We start from the raw sequence: 18,931 nt of genomic DNA, 5'->3' as shown, positions 1-18,931 counted from the left end.
CAAGTTTAGGCCACGCCCGCGCCGGTTGTCGAAGCACCGTCCCCGGCGGGGCGTCCTGGACTACCTGCCGGCCTACAACGCGGTGCGGATGACCTTGTGCTGGGCAGCCTGCGCCAGCGGGCGCAGGACCACCTGGTCAAGGTTGACGTGGTGCGGCACGTTCAAAGCGAACGCGATGACCTCGGCAACATCTTCAGCCGTCAGCGGCTTTTCGACGCCGGCGTACACCTTGTCCGCAGCCTCCTTGTCCCCCACCCGGTTCAGGGAAAATTCCTCCGTTTTCACCATGCCCGGCGCGATCTCGATGACACGGACATTGTGTTCGGCTTCCTCCAGGCGCAGTGTCCGGGCCAGCATTTCTTCCCCCGACTTCGCTGCACTGTAGCCGGCCCCGCCCTCGTAGGCGGTGAAGGCCGCCGTCGACGTCAGCAGCAGGACCGATCCCCGGCCGTTCGCCCGCAGCGCGGGCAGGAATGCCTGCGTTGTCCGCAGCGCACCCAGGACATTGACGTCATACATGCGCTGCCAGTCGCTGATGCTTCCGCTGGCGACCGGGTCGAGCCCAAAGGCACCGCCGGCGTTGTTGATCAAGGCGTCCACTCCCCCGCCGGCCAGAACCTGCTCCGCGAGCCGTGCCACCGAAGCATCATCGGTGACGTCCGCTGCGATGGCTTCAGCACCGGTTTCCTCTGCGAGCGCCTCCAGCTTCTCCCGGCGGCGGGCGACGGCGACGACGTCCCAGCCCGAGTCGCGCAGCGCACGTACGGCTGCTGCCCCGATCCCTGAACTTGCTCCGGTGACAACGGCCCGCTTCGGTGTGATCTCAGTCATGGGACCACTTTAGCCAGCGTTTGGTTCCGCTCTGGTTTTTCGGCACTTTCCTTCCCTCTGTGACGACGGCGGTCGTTGGGCATTGTTTCGGCACTACCGGGCTACTGCTTAGTTGCGGCTGCTGGCGTGTTGTTACTGCCGCTGCCCTCTGGCTGCATCACAGCTGCTGCTCTGTTGCGGCACCTGCACTACTGCTTCCCTACTGCTGCTCTCCTACTGCTGCTGTCACCGCCGCACCCTCAGACTCCACATGTCCCGCGTCTTTTTCACCAGATCCACAAACTCTTCCGGCCGGTGCAGGACAAGTTCCGCGGTGATCCGCAGCGTGATCCACCCGCCCGCTGCCGACGCGTTCCAGCGTCGCCGGTCCGCGCGGTAGTGCTCCCGGCTGCTGTGGAACGCGAACCCATCGATCTCGATGATCAGCCACCCGTCAACAAGCAGATCCACTCGTCCGAGACCAGGCAGGGCCACCTCTGTCTCAACCCGCAGTCCGGCGTTCAGCAAGTGGAACCGAGCGCAGACCTCCAGCGGCGATGCCGTGGTGCGCCGAACGGTCCCCAGCAGGGCCCGGGCCTGCCAGTCCTGCTGCCCGGAGAATTCCTTCTGCAGGCTCTGCAGTCCTACGGCCTTGGTTACGACTGCGGATTCCGCCATCACCAGTGCGTCCAGCGGGGGAAGGCAGCGGAAGGCGTCCCGGAGGATCTGCCGGGGCGGTGATATCAGCCGGTGTGCCGACCGCTGTCCCCGGTGGACAACCGTGCCGGGTATTGACCGGGCCGCGTCGCACCGGACGTGTACGGTTTCGGGTGGGGTCAGCAACCACCAGCCAAGAACCTCTGCCGCCGAGGTGCACGTCAGCGAGGCCTGGCTGCGTGCGGCATGGACCAACCGGGCGTCTGCCTGAGGCAGCGCAAACGTTCCGCGGGCCACGCGCTGCACGATCCCGGTACGCAGAGCCCGGTCGATCGTCCGCCGAGGGAACCCGTTGGCGGTCAGCGTCCCGTAGCTTGCCACTCCGTAACGAGTGAGCAGGAATGCTTCCAGTTGCTGCATCCCCTCACAGTGGTGCGTCTCCAACCAGTTGCTGCTCTTCCATGCTGCGGGGTGACGTGCATCAGGCAACCCGGTGCGGTTCGAGCCTGTGTGGAGGGATAGAAGCCGCTGCCTGGACGCACAGGCTCCCACGGTTTGGGGCTGCTGATATCTCCCGAGGTCCCACCCGTACCAGCAGCACCACCCGGTGGGACGCTGTGCTCGCAGCAGGCCCCTACCCGCACGGGGCCCCACGGTTTGGGGCCCCTGGTATCTCCCGAGCTCCCACCAGCACCAACAACACCACCCAGTGGGATGCTGTGCTCGGAGCCCGCACAGGGTCCCACGGTTTGGGGCCCCTGGTATCTCCCGAGCTCCCACCAGCACCGACAGCACCACCCAGTGGGATGCTGTGCTCGCAGCAGCACAGGGTCCCACGGTTTGGGGCTCCTGGTATCTCCCGGGGTCCCACCAGCACCAGCAGCACCACCCGGTGGGACGCTGTGCTCGCAGCAGACCCCAGCCCGCACAGGCTCCCCCGGTTCGGGGCTCCTGGTATCTCCCGAGCTCCCACCAGCACCTACAGCACCACCCGGTGGGATGCTGTGCTCGCAGCAGACCCCAGACCGCACAGGCGAGGGTCAGGGCTGTAGGCTCTCGGTACGCCAGCCCCACTGGCTGCCCCGACCGCCCCTCCGCTGCCCGAACAGGATCCAGCCATGCCTCTTGTCACCAGATTCCTCGCCGGAGTACTCCTCGCCAACGCAGTTCCGCACGGGGTCAGTGCCGTTCAGGGAAGACGGTTCCCCACCCCGTTTGCCAATCCGCCCGGCGTCGGACTCTCCGGCCCCATGGCCAATGCCCTCTGGAGCGGCTTGAACGCAGCCGGCGGCGTCGCCCTGCTGGGCCGGACCCCGGTCGGTCCACGTGAACGCATCTCGCTGGCTACCGGAGCAGTCGCTATGACCTTCTTCCTGGCTCACTACTTCGGCAAATCAGCGCAGGACAACTAGGTTCCGGCCCGGGAAGCTCCGGATTCGTCCTGCCGCGCGGCAACTGCGGCCGGACACGGCAACACCCGAGACAGTCCGGTAAACCCGGCAGTGCCTCAGACCATAGGCCTGCATGGAAGAATGGAAACCATGGCTGAACATATCCCGGGCACAGACACGCCCGACAACGAACCCCAGACCGTTTCCGTCCCCGACAAGCCCGCCCTGGAGGGGCTCGAGTCCAAGCTGAGCGCCCGCTGGCGCGAGGAGGGAACGTACGCGTTCGAACCGGACACGGTCCGCGACGAGGTCTACTCCATCGACACTCCCCCGCCCACGGCCTCCGGCTCGCTGCACGTGGGGCACATGTTCTCCTACACGCAGACCGACGTGATGGCCCGCTACAAGCGGATGACCGGCAAGAACGTCTTCTACCCGATGGGCTGGGACGACAACGGCCTGCCCACCGAGCGCCGCGTGCAGAACTACTACGGTGTGCGGTGCGATCCCACCAAGCCGTACGACGCCGACTACCGCCCGCCGGCGAAGGCCGCGAAGAACCAGCGTGATTTCGACGTCGTCTCCCGCCGCAACTTCATCGAGCTGTGCGAGGAACTGGCTGTTGAGGACGAGAAGGTCTTCGAGGACCTCTTCTCCACCCTCGGCCTGTCCGTGGACTGGAACCGGACCTACCGCACCATCGACGACCACTCACGTGCCGTCAGCCAGCGCGCCTTCCTGGACAACCTGCGGGCCGGCGACGCCTACATGGCCGAAGCCCCCACCCTCTGGGACGTCACCTTCCGCACCGCGGTGGCCCAGGCAGAGCTTGAGGACCGCGAGCAGCCCGGCGCCTACCACCGGGTGAGCTTCCATGCCCCCGACGGCGAGAAGATCTACATTGAGACCACCCGCCCGGAACTGCTGCCGGCGTGCGTGGCCCTGGTCGCGCATCCCGACGACGAGCGATACCAGCGCCTCTTCGGCACCACGGTGAAGTCGCCGCTGTTCGACGTCGAGGTGGAAGTGAAGGCGCATCCGCTGGCCAAGCCTGACAAGGGCTCCGGCATCGCCATGATCTGCACCTTCGGTGACCTGACCGACGTGACCTGGTGGCGCGAACTGAACCTGCCCACCCGCGCCGTGATCGGCCGCGACGGCCGGATCCTGGCGGACACCCCGGAGTGGATCGCCACCGAGACGGCCAAGGAAAACTACGCCGCCATCGCGACCAAGACGGTCTTCAGCGCCAAGGAAACCGTGGTGGAGATACTGCGTGAAAGCGGCGACCTCGACGGCGAACCGAAGAAGATCACCCACCCGGTCAACTTCTTCGAAAAGGGCGACAAGCCCCTCGAAGTGGTCACCAGCCGCCAGTGGTACATCCGCAACGGCGGCCGCGACGAGGAACGCCGCGAACGCCTGATTGCCCGGGGCAAGGAAATCGACTTCCACCCGGCGTTTATGCGCTCCCGCTACGAGAACTGGATTGAGGGCCTCAACGGCGACTGGCTGGTCTCCCGCCAGCGTTTCTTCGGCGTGCCCGTTCCGGTCTGGTACCCCCTGGATGCCGCCGGCAACCCGGACTACGACCACCCGGTACTGCCCGATTCCGCGTCCCTCCCGGTGGACCCGGCCGCTGAACCGGCTCCGGGCTACGAAGAGTCTGCCCGCAACCAGCCCAACGGCTTCATTGGTGACGCCGATGTGCTCGACACCTGGGCCACTTCCTCGCTGACCCCGCAGATTGTGGGCGGCTGGAGCGTGGACGAGGACCTCTTCGCGAAGGTCTTCCCGTTCGACCTGCGGCCGCAGGGCCACGACATCATCCGGACGTGGCTGTTCTCCTCGGTGGTCCGCGCCGATGCGCTGAACGCCGCCGCGCCGTGGAAGCACGCCGCGATTTCGGGCTGGATCCTGGATCCGGACCGGAAGAAGATGTCCAAGTCCAAGGGCAACGTGGTGGTCCCCACCGACGTGCTGAACGAGTTCGGTTCCGATGCCGTGCGCTACTGGGCCGCCTCGGCGAAGCTCGGCGCGGATACGGCCTACGAAATTGCGCAGATGAAGATCGGCCGCCGCCTGGCCATCAAGCTGCTCAATGCGTCAAAGTTCGTCCTGAATTTGGGCGCAACGGAGAAGAACGTGGCCTTGGCCGACACCTCGGTGATCACCAACGCGCTGGACCTGGCGCTGCTGGCCCAGCTGTCCGACGTCGTCAATGCAGCCACGAGTGCTTTTGAGCGCTACGACTACGCCAAGGCGCTGCAGCTGACCGAGTCCTTCTTCTGGTCCTTCACGGATGACTACGTGGAGCTGATCAAGGACCGTGCCTACGGAGCCGCCGGTGATGCGGAGCAGGCCTCTGTGCTCGCCACGCTGGCCACCACCCTGGATGCGCTGCTGCGTCTGTTCGCGCCGTTCCTGCCGTTCGCTACCGAAGAGGTCTGGGGCTGGTGGCGCGCCGGATCGGTGCACCGCGCGCCGTGGCCGAACGTGGACGGCCTCGCCGCCGCCGTGAAGGACGCCGACGCCGGCATCCTCGGTACGGTAGCCGCCGCCCTGGGCGGTATCCGCAAGGCGAAGTCCGAGGCCAAGGTGAAGCAGCGGACCGAGGTCCTCAAGGCCACGGTCACCGCGCCCGAGGGGGCCGTCGCCCGGCTCCGCGCCGGGCAGGCGGACCTGAAGGCCGCCGGCAACGTCCGCGAACTCAACCTGGCCGTCGGCGAGGGTGAGCTGAGCGTTTCCGACGTCGAGCTGGCACCGCCCGCGGAGTAACTGCAGCAGGACAGCGAAACGCCCGGCCGGGTTACCCGGCCGGGCGTTTTAGTCTAAAAAAGCAGAATAATCAGTCGAACTGCGGGCTCTCGGTGCGGCTGCGCTTGAGTTCGAAGAACGCCGGGTTGGAGGCCAGCATTACGGCCCCGTCGAACATCGCTCCAGCTTCTTCGCCGCGCGGGATGCGCGTCAGGACCGGGCCGAAGAAGGCGGTGCCGTTGAAGGCCACGATGGGGGTTCCGACGTCGTCGCCCACCTTTGCGATGCCTTCCTTGTGCGAGGCACGCAGCTGGGAGTCATACTCCTCCGTGTCGGCGTACTGCGCGAGCTCGGCGGGCAGGCCAACCTCGGCCAGCGCTTCACGGATCACCGCGGGGAAGTCGGAGTTGCCGCCGATATGGATGCGGGTTCCCATGGCGTCGTACAGCTTCTTGATGTACTCGCTGCCGTGCAGTTCCTGCGCAGCGATGATCACGCGCACCGGCCCCCACGCCGCGTCCATCCGCTTCCGGTAGTCCTCCGGGAGGTGGTCGCGTCCCTCGTTCAGCACGGACAGGCTCATGACGTGCCAGTTGGTGCGGACGTCGCGGACCTTTTCCACCTCGTCCATCCAGCGGGACGTGACCCAGGCAAACGGGCACATCGGGTCAAACCAGAAATCGGCGGTCGATGCGGAACTGGCGGGCGACGCAGAACCATTAACGGTCATGGAAACTCCTTCGAAGCGGTCGATGGCGCAAAACGGCGCCGAACGTACTACTCCTACCAACCCCGTCCTACGCGGATTTGTTCCGGCGCTTGGTGGCGACGGCGTGGGAGATGAGGGTCGGTTCGGCCTTCTTCTCCACCGTATCGGCGGTAATGACCACGGTGGCGACATCCTCCTGGCTGGGCAGGTCGAACATGACCGGCAGCAGCACTTCTTCGAGGATGGCACGCAGGCCGCGGGCTCCGGTGCCGCGGTCCAGCGCCTGGTCCGCGATCGCGTCCAGGGCGCCCTGCTCGAAGGTGAGTTCGACGCCGTCGAGCTGGAACATCTTCTGGTACTGCTTGACCAGGGCGTTCTTCGGCTCGGTCAGGATGCGGATCAGGGCCGTGCGGTCCAGGTTGGAGACCGTGGTGATCACGGGCAGGCGGCCGATGAACTCCGGGATCAGGCCGAATTTGAGCAGGTCCTCGGGCATGACCTCGGCGTACGAGTCCGTGCCCTTGGTGGTTTCGATCAGCGGCGCGCCGAATCCGATGCCCTTGCGGCCGGACCGCGAACCGATGATTTCCTCCAGTCCGGCGAAGGCGCCGGCCACGATGAAGAGGACATTGGTGGTGTCGATCTGGATGAATTCCTGGTGCGGATGCTTGCGGCCGCCCTGCGGCGGTACGGAGGCAACGGTGCCTTCGAGGATCTTCAGCAGGGCCTGCTGCACGCCTTCGCCGGAAACGTCCCGGGTGATCGACGGGTTCTCGCTCTTGCGGGAAATCTTGTCGATCTCGTCGATGTAGATGATGCCCTGCTCGGCCTTCTTGACGTCGTAGTCCGCGGCCTGGATGAGCTTGAGCAGGATGTTTTCCACGTCTTCCCCGACATACCCGGCTTCGGTGAGCGCGGTGGCATCGGCGACGGCAAAGGGGACGTTGAGCCGACGGGCCAGGGTCTGCGCCAGATACGTCTTGCCGCAGCCGGTGGGACCGATCAGGAGGATGTTGGACTTGCCGATTTCGACGTCGTCGGCAGCTACGGCATCGGCGAGGTTGCCGGCGCCCCGCGGGGCGTGGCCTGCCTGGATGCGCTTGTAGTGGTTGTAGACGGCAACGGCCAGCGACCGCTTGGCGGGTTCCTGGCCGATCACGTATTCCTGCAGCGAGTCGAAGATCTCCCGCGGCTTGGGCAGCTCGAAGGTACCCAGATCTGCAACCTCGGAAAGCTCTTCCTCAATGATCTCGTTGCAGAGGTCGATGCACTCGTCGCAGATGTACACGCCGGGGCCGGCAATGAGTTTGCGGACCTGCTTCTGGCTCTTTCCGCAGAAAGAGCACTTGAGCAGATCCGTGCTCTCACCAATGCGAGCCATAGTTCAGTCCCCTTAGATGGTCCATCAAAAACGGTTCCGCAGCATGGGCTGAGCCAACCATGATCCACTCTAGGACACTTGGAGGAGCTATTCAGCAACCAAACGGCCCGTGGTGCGATATTACGCGCCACGGGCCGGCTGGACATGCCATTATTTCGGCGAAGCAGGTTACATCTTGTTGATGGCCGGCGTCTTGAGCTTGCGGGAATCCAGGACCTGGTCGATCAGGCCGTATTCCAGGGCCGAATCGGCGGTCAGGATCTTGTCGCGCTCGATGTCCGTGTTGACCTGCTCGGAGGTGCGGTTGGAGTGCAGCGCCAGGGTGTCCTCCAGCCAGGTACGCATCCGCATGACCTCGGCGGCCTGGATTTCCAGGTCGGAGGCCTGGCCGCCCTGGCCGCCGGACAGCGACGGCTGGTGGATGAGCACGCGGGCGTTCGGCAGTGCCAGGCGCTTGCCCGGGGTTCCGGCGGCCAGCAGCACGGCGGCCGCGCTGGCAGCCTGACCGAGGCAGACCGTCTGGATCTCCGGACGGATGTACTGCATGGTGTCGTAAATGGCCGTCATGGCCGTGAACGAGCCGCCCGGGGAGTTGATGTACAGGGTGATGTCGCGGTCCGGATCCGTGGACTCAAGCACCAGCAGCTGGGCCATGACGTCGTCGGCGGACGCGTCGTCAACCTGGACGCCCAGGAAGATGATGCGGTCTTCGAACAGCTTGGTGTACGGATCCTGGCGCTTGAACCCGTAGGGCGTGCGCTCTTCGAACTGCGGCAGGACGTAGCGGCTGGTGGGCATCTGCGGGGCTACGGCGGAGCCGGCGGTGCCGAAATTATGGTTCATGAATTACTCCTGAAGTCTGCAAATGGAGGGGTGGCTGGCCGGGGACCCTAGTCCTCGTCCTTGCCCTCTGCCTGGTCCTGGTTGGTTCCGCCGCCGCCGGTCACTCCGCCTGCGTGCGCGGAGATCTTGTCGAAGAAGCCGTATTCCAGGGCTTCCTGCGCGGTGAACCACTTGTCGCGGTCATTGTCCTTGAGGATGGTTTCGACGGTCTGGCCGGTCTGCTCGGCGGTCAGCTCAGCCATCACACGCTTCATGTTCAGGATCAGCTCGGCCTGGATCTTGATATCCGAAGCCGTGCCGCCGATTCCGCCGGAGGGCTGGTGCATCAGGATGCGGGCGTGCGGCGTTGCGTAGCGCTTGCCCTTCGTGCCGGAGGAGAGCAGGAACTGGCCCATGGAGGCGGCCAGGCCGGTGGCGACGGTGACGACGTCGTTCGGGATGAACTGCATGGTGTCGTAGATCGCCATGCCTGCGGTCACGGAGCCGCCGGGAGAGTTGATGTAAAGGTAGATGTCCTTCTCAGGATCTTCCGCGGAAAGCAGCAGAAGCTGGGAGCAGATCGCGTTGGCATTCTCGTCCCGGACTTCCGAGCCCAACCAGATGATCCGCTCTTTGAGCAGGCGGTTGTAGATGTAGTCGTCCCGGCCGGCCGGGTCCACCGTAGCCATGGTGGGTGTGTTCGGTGCAGTTGCCATACTGAGTGACCTCTCGCTCTGGCAGGAACGGGTGCTGGCCGTGCCAGCGGCTCCTGCCGTTTGTCTCTTCTAGGACACTAGCCTGTTGCAGCGGCGATCTGCTTCGGTTTGGCCGACTGTTCGCTGACGGCGCACGATGCGCGTCACATCGGTCTGTGGCGCGGGCCGGCCCGCGAAAGGAACGCTTAAACCACTGTGCCGCCGGCCCTTTCGGACCGACGGCACAACGGACGGTTAGAAAACCGGGACAGGCTAGGCCTTGTCTTCGTTCTGCTGCTCTTCTGCTTCTGCTGCCTCGACCTCTTCGCCGGCGGGCCGGACGAATTCGGTGAGGTCGATCTCTGCACCGGTGGTGTCGGTGACCTTAGCCAGCTCGAGGACCTTGGCCAGTGCCTTGCGGCGGCGGACTTCGCCGACCATCATCGGAACCTGGCCGCTCTGGTCGATCAGCTGGGCGAACTGGTTCGGATCCATGCCGTACTGCGAGGCGGAGGAAACGATGTAGTCGATCAGCTCGTTCTGGTTGACCCCTACTTCTTCCTTCTCGGCTACGGCGTCAAGGATGATCTCGTTCTTGAACGCCTGCTCGGTGTTGGAACGAACCTCGGCGCGGTGCTCTTCGGTGTCGTGGTCCGGACCGGAGGTCTGGGCGCTCTCGGAGTTGAAGTGCTGTTCGATCTGCTCTTCGATGACGGATTCCGGTACCGGAACCTCAACGAGGGCGAGCAGCTTCTCCAGGACCTTGTCGCGGGCCTCGACGCCCTGCTCCATCAGCTTGGACTCGGCGGCACGCTTGGTGAGGTCTTCGCGGAGCTCGGCGATGGTGTCGAACTCGCTTGCCAGCTGGGCGAAGTCGTCGTTGGCCTCGGGGAGCTCGCGCTCCTTGACTGCCTTGACGGTCACGGTGACCACGGCGTCGGAACCGGCGTGCTCACCGCCGGCCAGCTTGGTGTTGAAGGTAGCGGATTCGCCGCTGCTCAGACCGGTAACGGCCTCGTCCATGCCTTCGAGCATGGTGCCGGCGCCTACCTGGTAGGACAGGTCAGCGGCGGAATCCACCTCTTCACCGTCTACCTTGGCGACCAGGTCCATGGTCAGGAAGTCATCGGCCGCGGCGGGACGGTCCACGGACTTCAGCGTGCCGAAGCGGCTGCGCAGCTCGTCCAGGGCCTTGTCGACGTCGGCGTCGGAAGCCTCGGCGGGCTCGACGGTGACCTCGAGGCCGGCGTAGTCCGGCAGCTCGATTTCGGGGCGGATGTCCAGCTCGACGGTGAAGACCAGCTGGCCTTCGTCTGAAGTCGGGTCCGGCACTTCGGTGATCTCAACTTCGGGCCGGCTCAGGGGGCTGATTCCGGTTTCCTGGACGGCTTCGGCGTAGAAGCCGTTGAGTCCGTCGTTGATCGCCGTCTCGAGGACGTAGCCGCGGCCAACGCGCTGATCGATGAGGCGGTTGGGAACCTTGCCCTTGCGGAAGCCCGGGACCTGCACCTGAGTGGCGATGGTCTTGTAGGCCTCTTCGATGCTCGGCTTCAGTTCCTCGAACGGAACTTCAACGTTGAGCTTTACCCGCGTGGGTGTGAGGTTTTCTACGGCGCTCTTCACAGCGTAAGTTCTCCTGAGGGTTCTGGGATTGGTCTGCACCATGGTTATACAGAGTCGGGGTGACAGGATTTGAACCTGCGACTTCCTGCTCCCAAAGCAGGCGCTCTTCCAAGCTGAGCTACACCCCGTCAGTGCACCTGACAGCCTACCTGCCTTGAAGCTGGTATGACGAATTTTCCCTGTGTCAGGAGCAATTCCGTACCCGGCCGGGAACCGGATACAGGCCGATTACTCACGGCCGGTTATCGCGTGCTAAGGTAAAACCTGCCTTACGGCGCCGGGGATGTAGCTCAATGGTAGAGCCTCAGTCTTCCAAACTGATTACGCGGGTTCGATTCCCGTCATCCCCTCCACCATAGAAGGGCCTTCCGCCGCGCGGAAGGCCCTTCTTGCTTTAAGTCCCGTGCAGGCCGGGCGGCCGCGCCCCTGTCTATGCCCGTGCTCAGCCGGCTGCTCAGTCGGCCTGGCAGGACGGGCACCAGTACAGCTTGCGGGCGCCCATCTCCGTTCCCGCCACCGGCGTTCCGCAGCGCCGGCACGGCAGTCCGGTCCGCTTATAGACATAGTGGGCCTCGGACACGGGGACCGGTTCGCCGGTGTCCTCCCGGTCCTGGGGCTTCGTGGTGATGATCCTGCCCTGCCGCACTCCGTCGTTCATCAGCCGTACGACGTCGTCCCACAGCTCCCCTGCCTCGGCCTCGCCGATGCTGCGGCCCAGCCGCCAGGGAGAAATCCTGCGGCGGAACAGGACTTCGGCGCGGTACACGTTGCCCACCCCGGCCAGCACTTCCTGGTTCATCAGGAGCAGGCCGACGGGCGAGCCCTTGCCGCGCAGCCGGCGCGTGAATTCCGCTGCCCGCCCGGCGGCGCCGTCAGCTCCGCCGCCGTCAGCTCCGCCCGCCAGCGGGTCCGGTCCCAGTCTGGCCAGCACCTTTCGGCGCTCGGCCTCGGTCACCACCTCACAGGCAGTGGGACCCCGGAGGTCCGCCCACCCATGCTCGGAAACCAACCGGACCCGCACCGCCCCCTTGGGCTCGGGCGGCCCGGAATAGCCCGCGCCGTCGTCGCCGGCTACCTCCTGCTCCCCCAGCCGCCGCGGCGCGCCGATGCTGGAGGATCCGATGAACGTCTCATCCCCGCCGAAGTCGAATGCGCCGTAGAGGCCAAGGTGGATGCGCAGGTAGAGATCGTGGTCAAAGTGCAGGAACAACTGCTTGCCGTGGGCTTCCGCCGCCTCGAGCACATGCCCGTCCAGCCGTGCGGCACCGGCGGCAAACCGGCCCTGCGGGCTGCTTACGGTGAGCCGTTCCCCGCCGAACACCGAGGAGAACTGCCGGGCCAGGCGGTGGATCGAATGCCCTTCGGGCATTAGAGCGTTGAGCCGGTGGTTTCGTACCGTGCAATCTGGCCGATCCGGCGGACATGGCGTTCGGCGTCGCTGAACGGCTCGGCGAGGAAGGCTTCGATGATGCCGGTGGCCTCCTCGACGCTGTGCTGGCGGCCTCCCACGGCAACGATATTGGCGTCATTGTGCTGGCGTGCGAGCTTTGCGGTCTCCAGGTTCCATGCCAGTGCGGCCCGGACTCCGCGAACCTTGTTGGCGGCAATCTGCTCGCCGTTGCCTGACCCGCCCAGCACGATTCCGAGGGCGTCCGTGCCCGCTTCCTGATCCCGGACAACGGCCTCGGCAGCATCGATGCAGAACGCGGGGTAATCGTCCTCGGCGTCGTATTCGCGGGGGCCGTGGTCGACGACGTCGTACCCCTTGCCCGTCAGATGGGCGATGAGGTGGGAGCTTAGTTCCATGCCTGCGTGGTCGGTTGCAATGTGGACGCGCATTTGAGGAAGTCCGTTTCTTCGGGAAGGGAAAGTGCACGTCCAGCCTAACTTCCGCTGCAGCCGCGCTTCCAAATGAGGCGGATTCCCCGGTGAGCGTGGCTTACATAGCCGTCGGACCTGCCGATAAGGCAGATAGGACTAGTTTTCAGTTCGCCTACGCTCGGTTCGGTTGTCCATGTCGGACGCGGGCGTTGTGGTTGCTCCACCTTTGCAGTCACCAGGTCTCGCCCGCCCTACAAGGAATATCTATTGAAAAGTGTAAAACTCGCCGTTCTGGCCCTCATCGCTGCCTCTTTGACGGCCGGGGGGCTTCCTGCCCAGGAGTTCGAAGAACTCCCGCAGCCCGCCGTCACCGACGCAGCCGGTCCGGGTGCCCGTTCGACTGTGCCGTCCCCTGCGACTGCTGAGGACCCGGAAGCCGCTCCGGCTTCTCCCGCTCCGGCCGTTTCGACTCCGAACCAGCCGGCACCGGCCGTAACTGAGCCTCCGGCGGAACCGACGGATCCCGCGCCGGCCGTCCCGGCGCCGGATTCCGCAACAACGAGCACCGACGCTGCGGAGCAGCCCCAGGACGGAGATGGTTACGATCCCGTTGTCGGCGGCGGGTTCCCGGTTCCCGGCCCCAATACACCTCTGGTAACCGATCCCGATGGAACCGTACGGTCCGCAGTCGAAACCGACATTTCGGCAATGCATGACCACGGAGCTGCATCGTTTAGCACCCGCAGCGGAGGTGCTTCCACCACTGGTGCCGCGGCGCGCAGCGGCACCATTCAGGTGACCCTGGTCTTCGCAACACTGACGGACAACCGCGGCGGAGTTGACCAGCAGGCGGCAAAAAACTCCATCACTGCGGCCAACAATTACTGGCGGGCCGCGTCCAACCAGCGGCTGGGTATGTCGATTGCCGAGACCAAGACGCTGAACAGCACTGCAAACTCCGGGCAGGACTACGGTGCAATGATGAACACCATCAGGAAGGACCTCCGGTGGTACGACACCCCTAACGAAGCCCTTGTGGTGTTCGTTCCGGCAGGAGACCTGCGCAGCGGCGGTTACGGCGGCATCCTGGGCGGCGGCTGGACCTCCGGGCCGACCAGCGGCTCGGTGCTGATGCCCAGACCCTCGGGCTTTACCAACAACGTGGTCACCCATGAACTCGGCCACGTGCTCGGCCTGCTGCATGCCAACAGCCTCAAGTGCAACAACGGCCGGTCCGACATCTGGATCAATTCCGCAGGCAACTGGGCGGACGGCGCGTGCACGTCGCGGGAGTATGGAGATACCTCGGATCTGATGGGTTATGCGCAGTACAACATGCCCATGATCAGTTCCTATTTCTGGGACTCCGGCGCCTTCGGCCGCGGCGACGAAATCCTCAACGCCGGCACCCCCGGGCAGGCCAAGACCTACACGCTCCGGCCGTGGGCAGGCTCGGCGTCCAATCGCGCGGTGAAGTTCCGGGACACGTCCGGGGAGACCTACTACCTCGAACTGCGGCAGCCGGTGGGCTACGACGCCGGGACGGCAGTGGGAGGAAACCGCGGCGTGAAGATCGTCAAGGCGGACCTCGCCAACAGCTGGGCGGTCAACTCCTTGATCATTGCGCCCAATACCCGGGACTTTGCGGGCTACACCAACGCCAATAGCACCTGGCAGGCCGGTCAGACGTTCGTTGCCCACACGGGCACTACCGTGAAAATCAACTCGATCAACTCCGATTCGGCCTCCGTCACCATCGTGGGAGGCGCAACGGCACGCGCACTGGCCCCCATCGCGCAGATGCGGGCGGCGCATCCGGAACTGGGCGCTGCCACCTCCGAGGTCACCGGCGGGCTGCGCAACAACGGTGCCCACCAGAACTTCAAGAACGGCGTCATACTCTGGTCTCCGGAGAGCGGTGCGTTTATTTCGATGGGAGCCGTCCGTAGTTTCTACGGCACGCTGGGCTACCAGAACGGATTCCTGGGCTACCCCACGTCCAATGAGGTGGCGACCGCCGGCGGCTCCGTCCAGACCTACCAAGGAGGACGGATCATCTGGTCTCCAAAAAACGGTGCAAGCTATGTACTCGGCGCCGTAGGAAGCACCTATATCAACAAAGGCGGTCCTGCCGGCTCCCTGGGCTTCCCGAAGGGCAATGAGCGTCTGCTTAGCAACGGGGGCGTTGTCCAGTCCTTCGATGGAGGATCCATTTACTGGTCCCCGGCCACCGGCGCACGCGTCGTCGGCGGAGCAGTACTGTCCTATTACAACGGGCTGAAGTCCGAAACGGGCTTCCTCGGTTACCCCATTTCGGAGGAGGTGCATGCTGGCGGCGGCGCCGTGCAGTCTTTCCAGGGCGGTGCCATAGCCTGGTCCCCCGCAACCGGATCAACGCACCTCTACAAGGGAATGGCCGTGGCATATACCGCCTCCGGCGGAGGCTCCGGTCCGCTTGGATTCCCCACCGGCGCTGAAAGCGGACTGCCTACCCGCGGCGGTGCAGTACAGCCGTTCCAGAAGGGTGCCCTCTACTGGTCCCCCAAGACCGGCGCCGTGGTGGTCAAGGACGGCCCCATCCGCGAGGCATACACGACCAAGGGAGCCCAGGCGGGTTTCCTAGGCTACCCCCGCAGTGCCACGACGGACGCCAATGGGGGATCCAGCCAGGTATTCGAAAACGGACGCCTTACTTGGACAAAGGCGGCCGGGATCCGCACCGTTTACTCCGGCATGGAGGTTGGGTATGCCAGTCTGGGCGGCCCGTCGGGCTCCTTGGGGTATCCGACCGGTGACGAAACGGGCCTGGCGACAAGCGGCGGAGCTGTCCAGCAGTTCGAGCGCGGAACCATGTACTGGTCCCCGGCCACCGGCAGCGTCGGACTGAAAACAGGCCCCGCGGCGGATGCCTATCGAAAGGAAGGGGCCGAGAAGAGCTTCCTCGGCTATCCCACCTCCCCGGAAACTGCGGTAGCGGGCGGCACCATCCAGTCCTTCCAATACGGCCGTATCGCCTGGTCCCCTTCAACGGGCGCAGCGCTCCTCTACGGAGCAGTGGATGCATCGTATAAGGCGGCAAACGGACCCGCGGGACCACTTGGGTTCCCGACGGGAAATGAAGGAGTTTCCGCGAACGGAACCGGATCGGTGCAGAACTTCCAATACGGATCCATGTACTGGTCACCTTCCACCGGTGCGCGTTTCGTCGGCGGAGCGGTGAAGACTGCTTACCTTGCAGATGACGGCGAAAAAGGTTTCCTTCGATTCCCCACCACGAATGAAAAGGCAACCGCGGGAGGCGTCATCCAGGACTTCGAAGGCGGATCCGTCCTCTGGTCGTCCCGTACGGGCGCCTACCCGGTATTCGGCGCCGTGAAGTCCACCTACCTGGGCAACGGCGGAGCCGCCGGCCAGCTCGGTTTCCCGATAGGACGCGAACGGTCCACCGGAACGAACCAGAGCGTCCAGCAGTTCCAGAACGGCAGTATCCAGTGGTCGGCAAGCGGCGGATCCAGAATCATCTGGAAGTAGCCGGGCGCGGATAATCGCCACCTGGAGGGCGGATTGCTTCGGCAATCCGCCCTCCAGTGCTTTGGGAGGGTGCTTAGCAATGAGAGACTGTTGCAAAAGATCACTAATGTGAGGCGGACCCGAGTCTGCCGCACTCTTTGTCCTTGAGAAAGGCCCTACCTTGCCAGGTATGAATCTCACGCGCTCCGAAGCCCGTGAACGTGCAGAACTCCTTGACGTCGAGTCCTATGACGTCAACCTTGACCTGACCCGGGGAGAGACGGTGTTCGGCAGCACGACCGTCGTCCGGTTCTCCGCCCGCCCCGGAACGTCGACCTTCATTGACGCGGTCACCGACACGGTTCACCGGATCACGCTGAACGGCGTGGCCCTGGACCCGGCGGAGGTGTCCGACGGCGTGCGGATCCAGCTCCCGAACCTCGCCGAGTCCAATGAACTCGTGGTGGACGCGGATGCCCGCTACATGAACACCGGCGAAGGCCTGCACCGCTTCGTGGACCCCGTGGACAACGAGGTCTACCTTTATTCCCAGTTCGAGGTTCCGGACTCCCGCCGTATGTTCGCCGTCTTCGAACAGCCGGACTTGAAGGCCACGTTCCGCTTCACGGTCACCGCGCCGTCGCACTGGGATGTCATTTCCAACTCCCCCACCCCGGAGCCCCTGGCCGCCGGCGACCTGACCGACGCCAGTCCGCGCTCCACCTGGTCTTTCGACCCCACGCCGCGAATCTCCTCCTACATCACCGCGCTGATCGCCGGTCCGTACCAGTCCGTCCGCAGCGAACTGACCAGCTCCGACGGTCGCACCATCCCCCTGGGTGTCTTTGCCCGCCGGTCCCTGATGCAGTTCATGGACGCCGAGAACATCTTCGAACTCACCCGCCAGGGCTTCGCCTTCTACGAGGAGCAGTTCGGCACCCCGTATCCGTTCGAGAAGTATGACCAGCTCTTTGTGCCCGAGTTCAACGCCGGGGCCATGGAAAACGCCGGTGCGGTGACCTTCCTGGAGAGCTACGTCTTCCGTTCCCGGGTCACCGAAGCCACCGTGGAACGCCGCGCCGTGACGATCCTGCACGAACTGGCGCACATGTGGTTCGGCGACCTGGTCACCATGCGCTGGTGGAACGACCTGTGGCTGAACGAATCCTTCGCCGAGTTCATGTCCACCCTCGCCGCCGCCGAGGCGACCGAATTCCGGCAGGCCTGGACCACCTTCGCCTCGCTGGAAAAGGCCTGGGCCTACCGCCAGGACCAGCTGCCCACCACCCACCCCATCGTCGCCGAAATCCGGGACCTGGAAGACGTCCAGGTGAACTTCGACGGCATCACCTACGCCAAGGGCGCTTCGGTGCTCAAGCAGCTGGTGGCCTGGGTCGGCCAGGATAAGTTCATGGCCGGGGTCCGCGAGTACTTCGGCAAGCACGCCTGGCAGAACACGGAGCTGTCGGATCTGCTGTCCGAGCTGGAAACGGCCAGCGGCCGGGATCTGTCCGACTGGTCCGCCAAGTGGCTCGAGACCGCCGGCGTCAACACCCTGCGCCCGGAGTTCGAGACCGATGAGGACGGCACCATCACGTCCTTCGCCGTGCTGCAGAGCGCTATCGAGGAATACCCCACCCTTCGCCCGCACCGCCTGGCGATTGGCTTCTACAACCCGGACGAGGACGGCAGGCTGCAGCGCACGCACCGCGTGGAGCTCGACGTCGACGGCGAACGCACCGAAGTTCCCGAACTCGCCGGCCAGCCGCGCCCGGCCCTGCTGCTGCTCAACGACGACGACCTTGCCTACGCAAAGATCCGCCTGGACGCCGCCTCGCAGCACACCGCCACCCGAAGCCTGCGCAACATTGCGGATTCCCTGCCCCGGACGCTCGTGTGGGCATCCGCGTGGGACGCTGCACGGGACGCCGAGATCCCGGCCCGCAACTATGTGGAACTGGTCCTGCAGAACATCGCGTCCGAGTCGGATTCGACCGTTGTCCAGGTGCTGCTGCGCCAGCTGGCCACCACCCTGGCCTTCTACGTCAACCCCCAGGACCGCGAACCCATGACCGTTGCCGCCGCCGAGAGTCTCTGGGAGCTGGCTTCGGCAGCGGAGCCGGGCTCGGATTCACAGCTGCAGTTCGTCAAGGCCTTCGCCGCCCACGCCTCATCCGACGAGCAGCTGGACGCGCTGGCAGGCCTGTTCACCGGCGACCAGTCCCTTGAAGGGCTGGCCGTCGACGCGGACCTGCGCTGGGAGCTGCTCACCGGCCTGGTGGCCGGCGGCCGGCTGGGCGCAGCAGACATCGACGCCGAACTCGAGCGCGATGCCACGGCTACGGGTGCCCTTGCGGCTGCCATGGCCCGCGCGGCCATCCCCACGGCCGAAGCCAAGGCAGCCGCCTGGGAAGCGATCGTGGAGCGCTCCGACATGCCCAATGCCGCGCAGCGTTCTGCCATCGCCGGATTCATGCGGGTCCACGACACCGGCCTGCTGGAACCGTACGCACAGAAGTACTTTGCGTCGATCCGCGACGTATGGGCCAGCCGGACCCATGAGATCGGTCAGCAGATCGCCGTCGGCCTCTACCCGTCCCGGCTGACGCGCCAGGACACGGTGGACACCACCGATGCCTTCCTCGCCGAACTGGGCGGGGACTCCCCCTCGCTGCGACGGCTGATCCTGGAAAGCCGCGACGGCGTGGTCCGCGCCCTGAAGGCGCAGGAAGCCGACCGGTAACACCTTGCCGCC

Annotated in this window: 13 protein-coding genes and 2 tRNA genes; 5 read left to right on the top strand and 10 right to left on the bottom strand. The window is 65.1% G+C overall.

The features are described from left to right. Window positions 1–72: 72 nt before the first annotated feature. Window positions 73–831 (bottom strand): SDR family oxidoreductase, encoded by a 759-nt coding sequence (locus LOC56_RS07495; protein WP_229951665.1) that lies wholly within the window; start codon window positions 829–831, stop codon window positions 73–75. 225 nt (window positions 832–1,056) lie between these two features. After that, a complete protein-coding gene (locus tag LOC56_RS07490) occupies window positions 1,057–1,887 on the bottom strand; it encodes a type IV toxin-antitoxin system AbiEi family antitoxin domain-containing protein (protein ID WP_229951664.1) in 831 nt (276 codons plus the stop codon). 698 nt (window positions 1,888–2,585) lie between these two features. Here LOC56_RS07490 and LOC56_RS07485 point away from each other — a divergent pair. Both LOC56_RS07485 and valS read left to right on the top strand, forming a co-directional pair. Continuing rightward, window positions 2,586–2,879 carry a hypothetical protein gene (locus LOC56_RS07485; RefSeq protein ID WP_229951663.1) on the top strand — a complete coding sequence of 98 codons (294 nt, stop codon included), beginning with the start codon at window positions 2,586–2,588 and terminating at the stop codon, window positions 2,877–2,879. A gap of 129 nt (window positions 2,880–3,008) precedes the next feature. Further along, window positions 3,009–5,636: a valine--tRNA ligase gene (gene valS / locus LOC56_RS07480; RefSeq protein WP_229951662.1), complete on the top strand. Its 2,628-nt coding sequence runs from the start codon at window positions 3,009–3,011 to the stop codon at window positions 5,634–5,636. Between the two features lie 70 nt (window positions 5,637–5,706). Here the strand turns inward: valS and LOC56_RS07475 are convergent, their stop codons facing one another. From LOC56_RS07475 to LOC56_RS07450, 6 genes are all read right to left on the bottom strand, one after another. Beyond that, window positions 5,707–6,345, bottom strand: a complete 639-nt coding sequence (locus LOC56_RS07475; RefSeq protein WP_229951661.1) for a mycothiol-dependent nitroreductase Rv2466c family protein — start codon at window positions 6,343–6,345, stop codon at window positions 5,707–5,709. A gap of 67 nt (window positions 6,346–6,412) precedes the next feature. After that, a complete protein-coding gene (gene clpX / locus LOC56_RS07470) occupies window positions 6,413–7,705 on the bottom strand; it encodes an ATP-dependent Clp protease ATP-binding subunit ClpX (RefSeq protein WP_229951660.1) in 1,293 nt (430 codons plus the stop codon). Between the two features lie 168 nt (window positions 7,706–7,873). Then, entirely contained in the window at window positions 7,874–8,548 is a 675-nt protein-coding gene (locus tag LOC56_RS07465) for an ATP-dependent Clp protease proteolytic subunit (RefSeq protein ID WP_227921049.1), read from the bottom strand. Between the two features lie 47 nt (window positions 8,549–8,595). Next, on the bottom strand, window positions 8,596–9,216 hold the full coding sequence (locus LOC56_RS07460; protein WP_227922731.1) for an ATP-dependent Clp protease proteolytic subunit: 621 nt from the start codon (window positions 9,214–9,216) through the stop codon (window positions 8,596–8,598). Between the two features lie 279 nt (window positions 9,217–9,495). After that, window positions 9,496–10,845: a trigger factor gene (gene tig / locus LOC56_RS07455; protein WP_229951659.1), complete on the bottom strand. Its 1,350-nt coding sequence runs from the start codon at window positions 10,843–10,845 to the stop codon at window positions 9,496–9,498. Between the two features lie 54 nt (window positions 10,846–10,899). Next, window positions 10,900–10,973: transfer RNA gene (locus LOC56_RS07450), tRNA-Pro, on the bottom strand. 151 nt (window positions 10,974–11,124) lie between these two features. Between LOC56_RS07450 and LOC56_RS07445 the strand changes: the two genes are divergently transcribed. Next, window positions 11,125–11,198: transfer RNA gene (locus tag LOC56_RS07445), tRNA-Gly, on the top strand. 101 nt (window positions 11,199–11,299) lie between these two features. Here LOC56_RS07445 and LOC56_RS07440 read toward each other — a convergent pair. Then, the gene (locus LOC56_RS07440) at window positions 11,300–12,214 is read right to left on the bottom strand and encodes an Fpg/Nei family DNA glycosylase (RefSeq protein ID WP_229951658.1); all 915 of its coding nucleotides are present in this window, start codon (window positions 12,212–12,214) and stop codon (window positions 11,300–11,302) included. Next, window positions 12,214–12,684 (bottom strand): ribose-5-phosphate isomerase, encoded by a 471-nt coding sequence (locus LOC56_RS07435; RefSeq protein WP_227921043.1) that lies wholly within the window; start codon window positions 12,682–12,684, stop codon window positions 12,214–12,216. The genes LOC56_RS07440 and LOC56_RS07435 overlap by 1 nt, the downstream gene beginning before the upstream one ends. A 249-nt stretch (window positions 12,685–12,933) precedes the next feature. Here LOC56_RS07435 and LOC56_RS07430 point away from each other — a divergent pair, with 249 nt between their 5' ends. After that, the gene (locus LOC56_RS07430) at window positions 12,934–16,197 is read left to right on the top strand and encodes a zinc-dependent metalloprotease family protein (protein ID WP_229951657.1); all 3,264 of its coding nucleotides are present in this window, start codon (window positions 12,934–12,936) and stop codon (window positions 16,195–16,197) included. Between the two features lie 169 nt (window positions 16,198–16,366). Continuing rightward, the gene (pepN, locus tag LOC56_RS07425) at window positions 16,367–18,919 is read left to right on the top strand and encodes an aminopeptidase N (protein WP_229951656.1); all 2,553 of its coding nucleotides are present in this window, start codon (window positions 16,367–16,369) and stop codon (window positions 18,917–18,919) included. Window positions 18,920–18,931 lie beyond the last annotated feature (12 nt).

The organism is Arthrobacter sp. zg-Y179, assembly GCF_020907345.1.
In the GTDB taxonomy this organism is placed as follows: domain Bacteria; phylum Actinomycetota; class Actinomycetes; order Actinomycetales; family Micrococcaceae; genus Arthrobacter_B; species Arthrobacter_B jinronghuae.
The sequence above is the reverse complement of the archived record's forward strand: the minus strand, read 5'-3'. Positions and strand labels throughout refer to the sequence as shown.

What these genes read in the sequence shown, in the direction of transcription:
- LOC56_RS07475 (WP_229951661.1), bottom strand. Translation starts at nt 6,345, where the DNA reads ATGACCGTTAATGGTTCTGCGTCGCCCGCCAGTTCCGCATCGACCGCC.
- valS (WP_229951662.1), top strand. Translation starts at nt 3,009, where the DNA reads ATGGCTGAACATATCCCGGGCACAGACACGCCCGACAACGAACCCCAG.
- clpX (WP_229951660.1), bottom strand. Translation starts at nt 7,705, where the DNA reads ATGGCTCGCATTGGTGAGAGCACGGATCTGCTCAAGTGCTCTTTCTGC.
- pepN (WP_229951656.1), top strand. Translation starts at nt 16,367, where the DNA reads ATGAATCTCACGCGCTCCGAAGCCCGTGAACGTGCAGAACTCCTTGAC.
- LOC56_RS07485 (WP_229951663.1), top strand. Translation starts at nt 2,586, where the DNA reads ATGCCTCTTGTCACCAGATTCCTCGCCGGAGTACTCCTCGCCAACGCA.
- LOC56_RS07460 (WP_227922731.1), bottom strand. Translation starts at nt 9,216, where the DNA reads ATGGCTACGGTGGACCCGGCCGGCCGGGACGACTACATCTACAACCGC.
- LOC56_RS07435 (WP_227921043.1), bottom strand. Translation starts at nt 12,684, where the DNA reads ATGCGCGTCCACATTGCAACCGACCACGCAGGCATGGAACTAAGCTCC.
- LOC56_RS07490 (WP_229951664.1), bottom strand. Translation starts at nt 1,887, where the DNA reads ATGCAGCAACTGGAAGCATTCCTGCTCACTCGTTACGGAGTGGCAAGC.
- LOC56_RS07465 (WP_227921049.1), bottom strand. Translation starts at nt 8,548, where the DNA reads ATGAACCATAATTTCGGCACCGCCGGCTCCGCCGTAGCCCCGCAGATG.
- LOC56_RS07495 (WP_229951665.1), bottom strand. Translation starts at nt 831, where the DNA reads ATGACTGAGATCACACCGAAGCGGGCCGTTGTCACCGGAGCAAGTTCA.
- LOC56_RS07440 (WP_229951658.1), bottom strand. Translation starts at nt 12,214, where the DNA reads ATGCCCGAAGGGCATTCGATCCACCGCCTGGCCCGGCAGTTCTCCTCG.